Genomic DNA, 15,290 nt, shown 5'->3' on the forward strand with positions numbered 1-15,290 from the left:
GACAAAGAAGGACAAGTGGTATTAAAACGTACTTTTAACAATAACACACCACACGAAACCTACTATATTTATGATCAATTTGGCAACCTTACTTACGTGATTCCACCATTAGCAGAAGGCATTGCCAGTCAGGCTAATTTGGATAATTTAGGGTATCAATACCAATACGACCATCGCAACCGATTAGTAGAAAAGAAATTACCGGGTAAACAATGGGAATTTATTGTCTATGACAAACTAGATCGACCTGTAGCTACTGGACCTGCTTTTTCGCCTTACGAAGACAATCCGTCAACCATAGGATGGCTAGTAACCGAATACGATGCTTTTGGAAGAGTGACTCAAACCGCATGGATAAAAGGATATGTTACTTCTGCTTATAGAAACACATATCAAACCCACATCAATGAAGGAAGCAATCCTTTTGTATTTAATACCGCCAATGTTTTAACCAAAAATTACTATGACAATTACACTCTTTTAGGCATTCCAAATCCTGTGCCAACGCAAGTAGAAGGGCAAACCATAGCGACCAATGTAAAAGGCTTACCAACAGGTTCATGGGTGAGAGTATTAGACAATGCCAACCCAAATGCAGCAGAAACCAGCTATACTTTATACGATGATCGTTATAGACCRGTRCGTTCCTATACWWSTAACCATTTAGGYGGATTTACACAAGTAGATTCTAAACTSGATTGGGCTGGAAAAACCGARTATACCRTTACSACTCATAAATACGAYACYAATGCTACAGTAYTAACSGTTACCGATCGTTTTAGCTATTCCYCACAAGAYCGTTTAACCCAACACAAACARCAAATAAACAGTCTGCCAGAACAACTTATTACCCAAAATACCTATGATGAACTAGGACAATTGATTAGTAAAAAAGTAGGTGGCACCAATGTAAGCCCAAGCGCTACAGGACTACAAAAAGTAGATTATACTTACAACGTGAGAGGTTGGCTGAAAAGCATTAATGATGTCAATGATATTGCCACTGAAAACGATTTGTTTGCTTTTAAAATCAACTACAATGATCCTGAAAACGCCATTGCTTTATTCAATGGTAATATTTCAGAAACACTTTGGAAAACAGGCAATGATAATATTGCCCGAAAATACAGCTATGATTATGAYCATCTAAATCGTTTAATCAATGCYACGTATAAAAAAGGAATAGCTTCACTAAACTCCTATGGAGAATCTCAAACTTACGACAAAAACGGAAACATACAATCTCTACAACGCTTTGGAGAGTTTGACGATGTAGATTATACCTTGCAAATTGAYGATTTAGCATATACTTATCATACAGAAAACAAAAAYCAACTCTTAAAAGTATTTGATACTACAAATAATCCTAGAGGCTTTAAAGACGATGGTGATGGTATTGCAGATCCTACTGATGATTACACTTACGATGCTAATGGRAATATGACAAAAGATGAYAATAAAGGCATCACAAAYATTRTYTATAAYCATTTAAACTTGCCTGTTAAAATTCAATTTGACAACGGAAATAAAATTGAGTATATTTACAATGCAACAGGAATTAAAGTAGAAAAGAAAATCACAAAAAACAATACTTTGGCAAATCAAACAACCTATTTACAAGGCGGTTTTCAATATGTAGGCACTTCGTTACAGATGTTTCCACATGCTGAAGGCTATGTAAGTATTGTGGAAATAAACGGAGTCAACAGATACAACTATGTATTCAATTACACCGACCATTTAGGGAATATTCGTTTAAGTTATAGCACAGATCCAAGCACAAAAGCATTAGAAATACTAGAAGAAAATAATTACTACCCTTTTGGCTTAAAGCACGCTAATTATAATATGAGTAGAAAAGCATATTATAAAAGCGGTGGAGATCTTGTCTTAGAAGAACTTTGCCCAAGTTGTCCTATTGATTTTAAATATAATTTTAAATACAACGGGAAAGAGTATCAAGACGAGCTAGGACTTAACATGTATGATTACGGAGCAAGGAATTATGATGCTGCTTTGGGTAGATGGATGAATATTGATCCGCTTGCGGAAATCTATAGAAGACATACACCTTATGCTTATGCTGTTAATAATCCTATTTATTTTCTTGACCCTGATGGGATGAAAGTTATTAATGGAAATGAAGCAGAAAGAGATAAGAAGTTAAAAGAAAGAGATAATAAAAAAGCAGAATTTGATAGTAAATATTCAAGCACTAATATGAAACGCAGGGATTTTAATTCAAAGAAAGAATTCAAATCTTATAAATCCGAAAAAGAAGGTTTAGCGAAAGCAGAATCACAATATAAATCAGCAGAATACAACTATCAACAAGCTCAGGCAACTATAGATGAGTTTAAAAGCGTAGACCCTGAAGGTTTTGCACAAGTGGATAATCTTAAAAATGCAGTAACAGGAAGTAATATAGATGTTATTGTTCAGTATGGTGCTGTTGACCCAAATTCAGGCGGAGCTGAAACATCACCTTCTGTTTGGCCTTCTAGTTATACAAATCAAGAGCTAGGTGGTGATGGGAATATAAATATAACATTCGATGGGTCTTCAAAATTTGGCAGAGGTGCGACTATAGCTCATGAGTTTGGTCACGCTGTTGGTATTGCAAATGCTCCTTTTGATAGTTTTTATTCGGCTAAAGTAGCGCGTAATAAAGCTATATTATTTGGTAAATCTATGAGTTGCCAACATCCAGATAATAGAAATGAAACTTTTGCTAAAACAGCAATGGATTGGCAACAAAGATTTATAATGTTATTACAAACCATTAAACCATGATAATGATAAAAATAAAAATAGTTTTTATTTTGACTTTTTTATGTACTTTGAACTTATACAGTCAATCAAAAACAACAGCTGAAGATATTTTTAAAATGCATCTATTTTTAGATAAAAAAAATATCACAAGAAGTGATTTAAGTAAAACAGTTGTTAAGAACGATTCTTTATATGACTCATTTAAAAAAAATTGCTCTATAAAATTAGATACATTAAAATTAAAATCTAATATTTTTCTTTCTATTGATGGTGATTTTACTTTTTATACAATTACAGACATTAAGTATAGTGATAGTTTAAACACTAATGAATCATGGTTTTTAAAAATTGATTTGGGTTATGACTCTAAATATATTATTGCAATTAATCAAAATACAGGTAGGAGTTATCGTTTATCAGGTTTTTATAGTAATGACTTTTTTGCATTCTATTTTGATATTAAAAAAGCATATAGAGACTATAATTTTAAAGATTTAAAAAAGAAACTTTTTTTTAGAGAATATTTTGTTGAAAGTATAGATTTTAAGTGTCTTTATAAAGGTTTGAGACAAAATAAAATTGATAAAGAAAGATTCCCATGTTTAAAGACTTGTAGTGATACATTTAGTATGCATCAATTTAAAATAAAGTGATAAATAATTTGCCTGAGGGCTATGTAAAACATGAAGCAAACAATTACAACTATGTATTTAATTATACCGATCATTTAGGAAATATTCGTTTAAGTTATAGCACAGACCCAAGCACAAAAGCATTAGAAATACTAGAAGAAAATAATTACTACCCTTTTGGCTTAAAGCATGCTAATTATAATATGAGTAGAAAAGCATATTAYAAAAGTGGTGGAGATCTTGTCTTAGAAGAACCTTGCCCAAGTTGTCCTATTGATTTTAAATATAATTATAAATACAACGGGAAAGAGTATCAAGATGAATTAGGTTTAAATCTATACGATTATGGTGCAAGGAATTATGATGCTGCTTTGGGTAGATGGATGAATGTTGACAACAAAGCAGAAAAATATTTCAATATTAGCCCTTATGTTTATGTTGCAAACATGCCAACAATAGCTATAGACCTTGATGGTAATGATATTTTTATTCCACTTAAAGGAGATGCTAACAGCTCGGCTAATAGAAAACAAATACATCAAATTAAAACAAATCTTCAAAAATTAACAAATTCGAAGCTAAGATTGGTTGAAACTAAAGGAGGTTATTTAGTAAAAGAAGTTTCTGGAGGGAAAGCAAATAGTGATAAAGAGTTGACTAATGGAACAAGCTTAATTAGCGGTTTGATTAGCTCAGAATCTCTAGTGACAATTAAAACAGGGAATGAGAATATTTCATTAAAATCTGATAATGGGAATACTTCAATTACATTTAATCCTGATGATAAAGGAGAAAGAATAGCAAATGAAGATGGAACAACAGGAAGACCATCTGAAATAGGGTTAGCACATGAGTTGTTACATGCAGATGAAAATACAGATGGTAAAACAGATAACACCGAAGTTTCTATTTTAAATCCAGATGGAGATAGTCTAGGCTCTACTGTCAAAGCGGATAAAGATGAATTAACGGTAAGAGAAAGAGAAAATAAAATTAGAAAAGAACAAGGTGTAACACCAAGAGCTACTCCTATGTTTAGCCCTAAAAAGGAATAAGTAATATGAAAAATATTTTTTACATTTTTGTAGCTTTATTATATAGTTGTAATTCGATAAAAAATACAACCGCAATTAATGATTATAAAGTTGAATCGTCTGATGTTAAGACTTTTTTACAACAGATAGAAAGATCTAATATTAAGTCTCTTAAGTTAGAAAAGGAACTATTCTTAATTTCTAAATTCAGTGAAAATGATGATTACTTAAATTCTTTAAATCATCTAATTAATGGAGAAATAGAGAGTTTTAACGATAAACTTTTAACTAAAAATTTTAATGCTTTTTTAAAAAATGTTAAACGTGAAAATATAGATGAGATATATGTATTATATATGCAATACTCAGGTGAAATGATTTATGATAAGGTAATAACCATTGTTAAAGAGGATAAATCATACGTTCCAATTATGTTTTTATCTGACAATAGTTCTAATGAAACCAAAATTGAGTTTACTGATGAATCATTAGTCTTACTGTTAGAAGAATATAGGCAGAATCTAAATTATTCATTTAAAAATAAAAGTTTATTTAATAATGCACCACAATATTTTTTCATTAATAAAATTGAATTCAAAGATGGAGAAATCGAAAATATTGATACCTTTTTTAAATCTAAGATGCTTTCAAGTGAAAAGAAAATATTAGAGACTGTTTTTTTTAATGAAAAGTAGATAGCTAAATATAGACGATTCCTAACCTGTTTCGCCTTTCACAACTAAACCGATAATGTTTCAAAGATTAGTGATACTTTACTTATAAAAAATAGTTATAGGCACCAATACTATTAGCTATATTTACAATACAACAGGACGAAAAGTAAGCAAAATAGTGAATGAAGCAACTAACATAACCCAAATCAATTATCTCGCAGGAGGCTTTCAATACAAAAACAATTATTAGGTTTGAGTCTGGTATTATTGCATCTTCTCCAAGTCCGCTACCGGTTTTACCTGCTGTGCCACAGGTAGTCACGCCTAGAAATAATGATTAAAATAATTAAAAAATGAATTTGATTAGATTTTGGTTTAATTTTGAGAAATCCAACCCTATTCCTCTAGGTTTACATTTAGGATGTGGAGTGACCGCATACAATTATGATGATGCGTTACTCATTTTAAGAAGTAAAATTTTTAAGAATGATTATAGAATGACAATAAAAGATTACATACAAGATGTTGATTTAAGGACACTAGATAGTCATCATATTTTACCTAATATTTTACCTCCAAATAACAGAGGTATTTGGTATCCAATAGGCTATTAGAACAACCTAATAGGTGAATTAATTAAGATCTTCCTACTGTAACTTTATAAAATGGAAACATCAAAACATTCGTTAGAAATGGTGGTATTAATATTGGAAACACCAATGTGGAATTCCTAGAAAAAAATGAACAAATACCTATCGATTCTAAACTATTATTTTTAAATGTTTTTTTAACTAGTTCTTGATCCTTTAAAATAATTTTAAAAAAAAACAAATTCTCTTCCCAACCTTTTTATAAGAATTATACTCTATATCTTTATAACCTTTCTTTAAAAAGACTATAAGATGAAAAAAGTAATCCTGTTTCTCCTGTTTATAAGCCAATTTGTTGTGGGGCAAAATCCGCAACTTACTGTGAAAGACAAAGACTCTTCCTTGGTGCGATTGAGTAAATTAAAAGTAAGTGTGAAAGTAGTGGGTAATATTGCTTACACCACAACTGAGATGCATTTCTTTAATGCTGCTGCTCGCGATATGGAAGCCGAATTGCTGTTTCCGTTGCCAGAAGGCGTTTCGGTGTCTCGTTATGCGATTGATATTAATGGAAAAATGAGAGAAGCTGTTCCGGTGAATAAAAACAAAGGGAAACAAGTTTTTGAAGCCATTGAACATAGAAGAGTAGATCCAGGTCTTTTAGAAAGAGTAGAAGGAAACAACTTTAAAACCCGTATTTATCCTATTTTACCTAATAAAGAACGTATTGTAATTATTGGATACGAACAAGAATTGACTAGTTATGATACTTCGTTTTTAGGCTATCAAATGGTGAGTGCTTACACGAAGAAAATAGATAGTTTCGAATTGGAAGTTTCAGTGGTTGGGTCGAATGAAAAACCAATTATTACTAATGACGGTAAAGAAATTACAATAGAAAAATTTAACACCATTTATCAAGCAAAAATTCAACAGGAGCATTATTTGCCTAATGATAAATTGTTGGTAAAAATTCCAATTACTTCTGCTATTCCCACGGTAATTGCGCAAGCCAATGATAATCAGTATTATTTCTATGCCAATATGCATTTGGAAACGGAAAAGAAAGCCAAAGCATTACCAAAATCAATCGGTTTGCTTTGGGATGTGTCGTTGAGTAGTGCTAAGCGCGATACAAAAAAGGAATTGGAATTATTGGATGCCTATTTTAAAAAGTTGGATAACGTTGCTGTGAGTTTGTATTTCGTAGGTTTTACATTCGATAAAAAAGCCGATTTTACGATTACCAATGGAGATTGGTCGGCTTTACGAAACGTTTTAGAAACGATAAATTATGATGGAGGTACTCGTTTTTCGGAAATTGGTTTTCCTAAAAAAGATGAAATTCTATTTTTTACAGATGGTTTATCCACTTTGAGTGACGCTACTTTACCTGAAAGTAAACAACCAGTGTACACGATTACTTCTTCCGTAACGGCTGATTATGCTTTTCTGAATTACAATGCCATGAAAACAGGTGGAGCTTTTATAAACTTGAATCAAGTGAAAAAAGAAGAAGCTTTAGATCGTTTGTTATATAAGAATTTGTTGTTTTTTGGGATAAAAAACAACCCTACATTGGTAGAAACCTATCCAATGATCGGTACTTCTGTGACCGATAATTTCAGTGTTTCGGGTATTTCGTTATTACCTTCTAATGAAATTACATTTTTATTTGGTTATGATACAAACAACCTTACTGAAAAGAAAATTCAGTTAGACGTAAAGAACCAAGCTATAGCAGAAATTAGTGTGGAAAAACTTTGGGCACAGAAAAAAATAGCCAATTTGGAGATTCAATATGAAAAAAATGCAGAAGCAATTGAAACCATGGGTAAAAAATATGGCATCATTACTCCTAATACGTCTTTAATTGTATTGGAAGATATTAACGATTATATTTTATATGATATTATTCCACCAGCAGAATTAAGAGAAGAATTCGATAAAATAAAAAAGAACCAGTTAGCCGAAAGAGAAGCTACAAAAAAGAGTAATTGGAACAACATTGACAGTTATTTTAATGGTTTGTCTACTTGGTGGGAAAAAGATATTAAGTATGTGAAGCCAAAATATGTAAAACCAAAAAAGAATAAAAGAGACAATACTGTAACAGGTTCCAACTTACAACCCAATCCTACTGGAGAAGTAAAACGAATTACAGTTACTGTTAACGATGCATTAGGTCCGTTGCCAGGGGCAAGTATTCAAGTTAAAAATACTACTATTGGTACAACGGTAAGTTTTGATGGTATTGGGTTTATAAATGCTAAGACAGGTGATGTATTGATTGTTAGTTTTATAGGTTATCAGTCGAAAGAATTCAGAATAGAGTCACAATCTAATTATACTGTAACTCTTGATGATAATGTAGCGTTACAAGAAGTTGTAGTTACTGCATATGCAGTTGAAGATAGAGGAGATAGAAGACAAAGAAGAAGAGCCGAAAGAAGGGCTAGTTCAGTTCAAGTAGAAAATGTTGAAGCATACAGTGAAGTAGAAAAGGTAGAAGAAGAATCGATATCTATTAGAGGAATGAGTTCTTTGCCTAGTCAAGTTGCAGGAGTGGAGATTACACCAGATCCAATTTCTAGTTCAAATAACCCACGAACAGTAAAAACAAGCAGTTGGAATCCAGATCGAATTTATTTAAAGGCCTTAGATAAAGTAACCCAAAAAGAAAAATATGCTTTGTATTTGCAATTGCGAGAAGTGAATAAGGAAAATCCAAGTTTTTATTTTGATGTAGCCAATCATTTCTACGAAGCAGGAGATAGAGCCAATGCATTGCTAGTATTGAGTAATATTGCTGAATTGGATTTAGAAAACCATCAATTATACAAATCGTTATTATATCTATTACGTCAATGGGAAGCAAATGAAATGGCATTGCATGTAGCGAAAAAGATTGTAGTATGGAGAGCACACGAACCGCAATCTTATAGAGATTTGGCTTTAACATTAGAAGATAATAAACAATATCAAGAAGCATTTGATGCCTTAGTAACCGCTTTGGAAACCAATTATTACGGAGAAATGAGTGGTGTTTATCAAGGTATTGAAGACATTATTTTAATGGACATCAACCGAATGATTGCTACGCATAAAAAAATAAATACAGGAAAGTTAGAAAAAAAATACACAGAACATATACCTGTAGATGTACGTATCATTTTGAATTGGAATCAAATGGACACCGATATCGATTTGCATATTATAGAGCCAACAGGTGAGGAGTGTTATTATGCTCATGTGAATACAGAAATAGGCGCACGATTTTCTAAAGATTTTACACGAGGATATGGACCAGAACAATATTTATTACGTAATGCAATAAAAGGAAAGTATAAAATAAAAACAAATTATTACGGAGAAACCAAATTAACCGAAAGTGGACCTGCAACAGTTATGGTTGAGATTTATATCAAAAGGAAGAATGGTAAAATAGAACGTACCTTGCAAACGATTCAATTAGGTAAAGTAAAAGAAAATCAGAATTTAGCAGAAATTGAAATAGAGTAATATTTTTTAGGACGTCTGTTCGGTTTTTTTAATGGAGAGAAGTTGAAAAGATATTTATCTATTAATTAACAATTTGATGAATTGTATGCATCTTTAGAATACCTACTTTTGCACTTCAAATTTTAAATATACTATTTTGAAAAAGATATTCGTTTTTGTAGTGGCACTTTGTAGTGTTTGTTCAGTAACAGCACAAGATAAGCTACATACTTTGGAGTTTAAAAATAATGATTCTTTTAAGTCTTTTTTTAGAGCATCAAGTAACTTTTATCCTGTTGTAAGTGCACATCGTGGCGGACCAACAGTGGGTTTTCCTGAAAATTGTACTGCTACATTTGAAAACGCAATACAATATAATCCAGCGATTATTGAAACCGATATTGCTTTGACCAAAGATTCGGTTTTGGTAATGATGCATGATAATACTTTAGATAGAACCACAACAGGAACAGGTAATATTAATGAGTACACTTATGAAGAATTGCAAGCCTTGTTTTTGGAAGATAACGAAGGCAATCGTACTCCTTATAAAATAGAAACATTAGATGAGGTATTACAATGGGGAAAAGGGAAAGTGGTGTATACATTAGATGTGAAACGGGGTGTGCCTTTTAAAATGGTTGTAGATGCTATAAGACGTAATAACGCAGAAAATTATTCTATTATTATTACTTATAATGCAAACCAAGCTGCTGAGGTTGCTACTTTAGCTCCAGATTTAATGCTTTCTGTTTCTGCTAGAGGAAAAGAAGATGTGGAACGTATGGAAAATTTAGGAGTAAAAGCTAAAAATATGGTTGCTTTTGTTGGAACTTCTTTTCCAAAACCAGAAGTAATGGACTATATGAAATTGAAAGGAATTACTTGTATTTCTGGAACAATGGGTAACTTAGATAAAAGTGCTATTACCAATGGAGATAAAATTTACCTTGATATAGTAAAAGCAGGTGTTATGATTATTTCTACTGATAGACCTGTTGAAGTGGCAAAACAAATGGAAATTTATATTAAGGAGAATAAGTTGAAGAGATAAAATAAACCTGACAGGTTTCAAAAACCTGTCAGGTATGTTTTTTTAATCCTCCAACAATACTTCTAAAATAGTAATGGCAGCTTCACTAATTTTAGTTCCAGGACCAAAAACAGCTACAGCACCTGCATCGAAAAGGAATTGGTAATCTTGAGCGGGAATTACGCCACCTACAATCACCATAATATCTTCACGTCCGTATTTTTTTAACTCGGCAATTACTTGTGGTACTAAGGTTTTGTGTCCGGCAGCTAATGAAGACACACCTAAAATGTGAACGTCATTTTCTACGGCTTGCTTGGCTGCTTCCACTGGTGTTTGAAATAATGGACCAATATCCACATCAAATCCTACATCGGCATAGCCTGTCGCTACTACTTTTGCACCACGATCGTGACCGTCTTGCCCCATTTTGGCAATCATAATACGAGGACGACGACCGTCTTTCTTAGCGAAAGCATCGGCTAATTGTTTTGCTTTTTCAAAGCTTTCGTCATTTTTTATTTCTTTGCTATACACTCCGCTAAAACTTCTAATTTGTGCTTTATATCTTCCGAATACTTTTTCTAAAGCATCGCTAATTTCTCCAAGAGTTGCTCTATTTCGAGCAGCTTCTACTGCTAAAGATAGTAAATTTCCTTCTCCTGTTTTAGCACATTCGGTTAATTTGTCTAAAGAGTCATTTACTTTTTCGGTATTTCTTTCCGATTTTATTTTGGCTAACAATTCTAATTGTTGCTTGCGAACCATTTGGTTGTCTACATCTAAAATATGTAATGGATCTTCTTTTTCTAGTCTGTATTTATTAACCCCAACAATAATATCTTGTCCGCTATCAATACGTGCTTGTTTTCTGGCAGCAGCTTCTTCAATACGTAGTTTAGGGATTCCAGCTTCAATTGCTTTGGTCATTCCTCCTAAAGATTCTACTTCTTCTATTAATGCCCAAGCTTTTTCGGCAATTTCTGCGGTTAAACTTTCTACATAATAACTTCCAGCCCAAGGGTCAACTGTTTTGCAAATCTTGGTTTCTTCTTGTAAAAAAATTTGAGTATTACGTGCAATTCTAGCGGAGAAATCGGTTGGCAATGCAATAGCTTCATCTAAAGCATTTGTATGTAAAGATTGTGTGCCTCCAAATGCTGCTGCTGCTGCTTCAATGGCTGTTCTCGCTACGTTATTAAAAGGATCTTGTTCTGTTAAACTCCAACCTGATGTTTGACAGTGTGTGCGTAATGCTAATGATTTATCGTCTTTAGGGTTGAATTGTTTTAGGAGTTTTGCCCATAACATTCTTCCTGCACGCATTTTTGCAATTTCCATGAAATGGTTCATTCCTATTGCCCAAAAGAAGGAAAGACGAGGAGCAAAAGTGTCAATGTCCATTCCTGCTGCTAAACCAGTACGAATGTATTCTAATCCGTCAGCTAGTGTGTAAGCTAGTTCAATATCGGCAGTAGCACCTGCTTCTTGCATGTGATAACCAGAGATTGAAATGGAGTTGAATTTTGGCATATTGTTACTTGTGTATTCGAATATGTCGGCAATGATTTTCATGGATGGAGTAGGTGGATAGATATATGTATTTCTAACCATGAACTCTTTTAGAATATCGTTTTGGATGGTTCCAGAAAGTAGTTTAGCAGGAACTCCTTGTTCTTCTGCTGCTACAATGTAAAATGCCATAATTGGTAAAACGGCTCCATTCATGGTCATTGAAACAGACATTTCTCCTAGTGGGATTTGGTCGAATAATATTTTCATATCTTCAACAGAGTCTATAGCAACACCTGCTTTACCAACGTCTCCAACCACTCTTTCATGATCTGAATCATAACCTCTATGAGTTGCCAAATCGAAGGCAACGGAAAGTCCTTTTTGTCCAGCAGCTAAGTTTCTTCTGTAAAAAGCATTACTTTCTTCTGCGGTTGAAAATCCTGCATATTGACGAACTGTCCATGGACGACGAACATACATTGTACTATAAGGGCCTCGTAAATTAGGAGCAAAACCTGCTGCAAAATTGAGGTGTTCTAAATTTTCAATATCTACTTTGGAGTAGGTTGATTTTATTTCAATATTTTCAGCCGTTAGAAAGTCTTTTGAATTTTCATCTTTTGAATTTAGACTTTTGACTAATTCAATATGTTGTATGTCTTTTCTCATAGCTTATTCTTCTTGTGCTAATCGTTCTTGTTCTAATTTTTCAGCCAAACGTTTTTCAATTACAGGGGTAATTAGTGTTTTGCGTGAATTTGTTTTTACAAAAGGGAATAATTCTAATTCGTTTTTCATTCTATCATTTTTATTAGGATATTTATTAGTTCCTAATAAAATTTCTTTTCCAGAATCAAAAAGTTCTTGTTCTTTTTCAGCACTTTCTTTTATTTTACGTTGTATGGTGCCTTCTATTAATTGGGTTATAAAACCTCCATTTGCTTCAATATCTTTAAATAAATTTAATGCTTTCTCGGCTAGTTGATCCGTTAGTGTTTCGATATAGTAAGCTCCATCAGCGGGATTATTTACTTTGTCGAAATAGCTTTCTTTTTTTAAGATTAATAATTGATTTCTAGAAATTCTGTCTCCAAACTCATTGTCTTTATGATACAATGTATCATATGGTAAATTCGCAATTGCATTGGCTCCACCTAAAATAGCACTCATACATTCTGTTGTGGTACGAAGCATGTTTACATTGTAGTCGTATAGTGTTTTATTTCGTTTTGTAGGTGTAGCAATAATATGACAATCAAATTCATGATTGTATTCTTTTGCTAATGTATTAAAAAGAATGCGTAAGGCTCTTAGTTTTGCTATTTCAAAGAAATAATTTGTTCCTACAGCTACTTCAATTGTAATGGGTTGATTGTTGATAGATGGAATTCTGTTGAAATATTCATTTAGATGCGCTAGAGTATAAGCTAATTGTTGAATGATATTAGCTCCTGCATTTTGATAAATATTGGTTTTTATGTTTATAACAGGAAAGTGCGATTCGCTAGTAATGGTATTTATTTTTTGAAAATCTTTTTCAATATTTTCATGCCAGTTTCCTTCTTTTACTAATTGTCCAATAGGGTCTATTTGAATAATAAAATTTCCTTTTTTTGAAGTAGCAAAATCATTTAGCTTTTTTAGGAAAGGAATGGATAAAAATTTTAAATTGAAATGATAAATAGTACTTTCTAAAGGAAGACTTTCTAATAATGCTTCAATAGCAATATTTTCATTTTCTATTGTAAATCGGATGCTTTCGGCTCCTCTATTTAAACTTTCTTTTGTTTTTTCTTTTGCTTTTTCTACATCATTTACAAAGATATTTTGTAAGATTTTAAAGGTTGATACGTTTGTTCTTACAGAAGTATTTTTTTTAAACTCATCTTTGTGATAGAATGGTTTTACTTTTATTCCTTCAAGACTTTCCCATATTAAAGTGTCGTTATAATCAGCTCCTTTAAGTTCTACTTGTATTTTTTGTTTCCATTCTTTTGATGAAACAGTGGTGAATTCTTGAAATAATTTTTTATTTGCCATTACCTAAATTGTATTTAATGGTTTGAAAAAGTTTTGATAGTTTGATTTAGCTAGCTATCATGATAATGTGAATAGCAAGAAAATGGTTTGAAAAAGGGATGGAAGTTTTATTGCTGATTGTTTTTTGAATCAGCTTCTTCTTTTTCTTTTTCGAATTCAATAATATATATATCCTCGTTTTCTTTTTTCATGTAATATTTTTCTCGAGCATATTTTTCAATTTGATCACTATTTTTTAACTTTTTTATTCTTGTGCTGTCTTCTTTTATTTCTGTTTTATAGTATTCTATATTGTCTTCTAGTTCTTCCATTTGTTTGTTTAGTACTCGATGCTCTAGATAAGAGTAATTGTCTAGAAATAACATCCATACTATGAAGAATATGAGTACTAATACATATTTGTTTCCTAATAATTTTAGGAATTTGAAACGAGATAATATAGTTGTTATTTTATTCAATTTTAGTGTATGCGTTGTTTTATTACAGCTCTTACTACATCGATTGCTACTGTGTTGTATCGATCATTTGGAATAATAATATCTGCGTATGTTTTTGTAGGCTCAATGAACTGTTGGTGCATTGGCTTTAATGTGTTTTGATATCGGTGTAATACTTCTTCCATATCTCGTCCTCTTTCAGCAATGTCTCGTTTTAACCTTCTGATTAATCTTTCGTCAGAATCGGCATGAACAAATACTTTTATGTCAAACATATCACGTAGTTCAGGGTTTGTAAGAATTAGAATTCCTTCTACAATCATAACTTTTCGTGGATGTGTAATGATTGTATCTTCTGTTCTATCGTGTGTTACAAAAGAATAAACAGGTTGTTCTATTGTTTTTCCTGCTTTTAAATCTTTTAAATGTGAGACTAGTAAATCAAAATCAATTGCTCTTGGATGATCGAAATTTATTTTAGTACGTTCTTCATAGTTAAGATGATGTGTTTCTTTGTAATATGAATCTTGTGATATTATCCCAACTTCTGTAGCTGGTAGTTCATTCATTATTTGGTGAACTACAGTTGTTTTTCCACTACCTGTTCCACCAGCAATTCCAATAACTAGCATTTTGATTAATTTTTATATGGCAAATTTAAGTATTTGATTTTAATTTTAGGGTTTTAATTTTAATGCTAAAAATATTTATTATTTTATTTGTAAGTAATAATAATAGTCTTATATTTGCAACCGCATTCACGGGGTGTAGCGTAGCCCGGTTATCGCGCCTGCTTTGGGAGCAGGAGGTCGCAGGTTCGAATCCTGCCACCCCGACAAATTGTGATGTCAATTTATAAAAAAACCTGTTAATCATATGATTAACAGGTTTTTTGTTTTAATCTTCATTTAAGGATAACAAGTTATTTTGGATTTGTAACAAAAAGAGGGTGATTTTTTAAGTTCTATATTGCTCTTTGGATGAAATTCTAAATATCATTTCTTAAATTTTTATGATGCTATATTTCTATATATTCAAGAACTATCAATTTAGCTTTTTCAT

The 15,290-nt window shown here is 32.0% G+C and carries 11 protein-coding genes and 1 tRNA gene; 8 read left to right on the top strand and 4 right to left on the bottom strand.

Translation table 11 applies throughout. The annotated features are described in order from the left end of the window. From SY27_RS04925 to SY27_RS04955, 7 genes are all read left to right on the top strand, one after another. Window positions 1-2,793 (top strand): RHS repeat-associated core domain-containing protein (locus SY27_RS04925; RefSeq protein ID WP_161794124.1); only part of this gene is annotated, 2,793 nt, incomplete at its 5' end. A gap of 2 nt (window positions 2,794-2,795) precedes the next feature. Then, window positions 2,796-3,425: a hypothetical protein gene (locus SY27_RS04930; RefSeq protein WP_045967772.1), complete on the top strand. Its 630-nt coding sequence runs from the start codon at window positions 2,796-2,798 to the stop codon at window positions 3,423-3,425. Continuing rightward, on the top strand, window positions 3,422-4,459 hold the full coding sequence (locus SY27_RS18790) for an RHS repeat-associated core domain-containing protein (RefSeq protein ID WP_045967774.1): 1,038 nt from the start codon (window positions 3,422-3,424) through the stop codon (window positions 4,457-4,459). Before SY27_RS04930 ends, SY27_RS18790 begins: the two co-directional genes overlap by 4 nt. Before the next feature lie 5 nt (window positions 4,460-4,464). Further along, window positions 4,465-5,133: a hypothetical protein gene (locus SY27_RS04940; protein ID WP_045967776.1), complete on the top strand. Its 669-nt coding sequence runs from the start codon at window positions 4,465-4,467 to the stop codon at window positions 5,131-5,133. 332 nt (window positions 5,134-5,465) lie between these two features. Next, window positions 5,466-5,726: a hypothetical protein gene (locus SY27_RS04945; RefSeq protein WP_045967778.1), complete on the top strand. Its 261-nt coding sequence runs from the start codon at window positions 5,466-5,468 to the stop codon at window positions 5,724-5,726. Between the two features lie 288 nt (window positions 5,727-6,014). Next, window positions 6,015-9,224 (top strand): VIT domain-containing protein, encoded by a 3,210-nt coding sequence (locus SY27_RS04950; RefSeq protein WP_045967780.1) that lies wholly within the window; start codon window positions 6,015-6,017, stop codon window positions 9,222-9,224. 136 nt (window positions 9,225-9,360) lie between these two features. After that, window positions 9,361-10,257 (top strand): glycerophosphodiester phosphodiesterase family protein, encoded by an 897-nt coding sequence (locus SY27_RS04955; RefSeq protein WP_052705144.1) that lies wholly within the window; start codon window positions 9,361-9,363, stop codon window positions 10,255-10,257. A gap of 42 nt (window positions 10,258-10,299) precedes the next feature. Here SY27_RS04955 and scpA read toward each other — a convergent pair whose 3' ends face one another. The 4 genes from scpA to udk all read right to left on the bottom strand — a co-directional run bounded on the left by scpA (window position 10,300) and on the right by udk (window position 14,860). Further along, window positions 10,300-12,420 (bottom strand): methylmalonyl-CoA mutase, encoded by a 2,121-nt coding sequence (gene scpA / locus SY27_RS04960; RefSeq protein WP_045967785.1) that lies wholly within the window; start codon window positions 12,418-12,420, stop codon window positions 10,300-10,302. 3 nt (window positions 12,421-12,423) lie between these two features. Continuing rightward, window positions 12,424-13,791 (bottom strand): methylmalonyl-CoA mutase subunit beta, encoded by a 1,368-nt coding sequence (locus tag SY27_RS04965; protein ID WP_045967786.1) that lies wholly within the window; start codon window positions 13,789-13,791, stop codon window positions 12,424-12,426. A 107-nt stretch (window positions 13,792-13,898) separates the two neighbouring features. After that, window positions 13,899-14,249, bottom strand: a complete 351-nt coding sequence (locus tag SY27_RS04970) for a septum formation initiator family protein (protein WP_235270904.1) — start codon at window positions 14,247-14,249, stop codon at window positions 13,899-13,901. A 2-nt stretch (window positions 14,250-14,251) separates the two neighbouring features. After that, window positions 14,252-14,860, bottom strand: coding sequence for a uridine kinase (udk, locus tag SY27_RS04975; protein ID WP_045967788.1), 609 nt, complete (start codon window positions 14,858-14,860; stop codon window positions 14,252-14,254). A 129-nt stretch (window positions 14,861-14,989) separates the two neighbouring features. Between udk and SY27_RS04980 the strand changes: the two genes are divergently transcribed. Further along, window positions 14,990-15,064, top strand: a tRNA-Pro gene (locus SY27_RS04980). The last annotated feature ends 226 nt before the right edge of the window (window positions 15,065-15,290 follow it).

The organism is Flavobacterium sp. 316 (assembly GCF_000967805.1).
In the GTDB taxonomy this organism is placed as follows: Bacteria; Bacteroidota; Bacteroidia; order Flavobacteriales; family Flavobacteriaceae; genus Flavobacterium; species Flavobacterium sediminilitoris.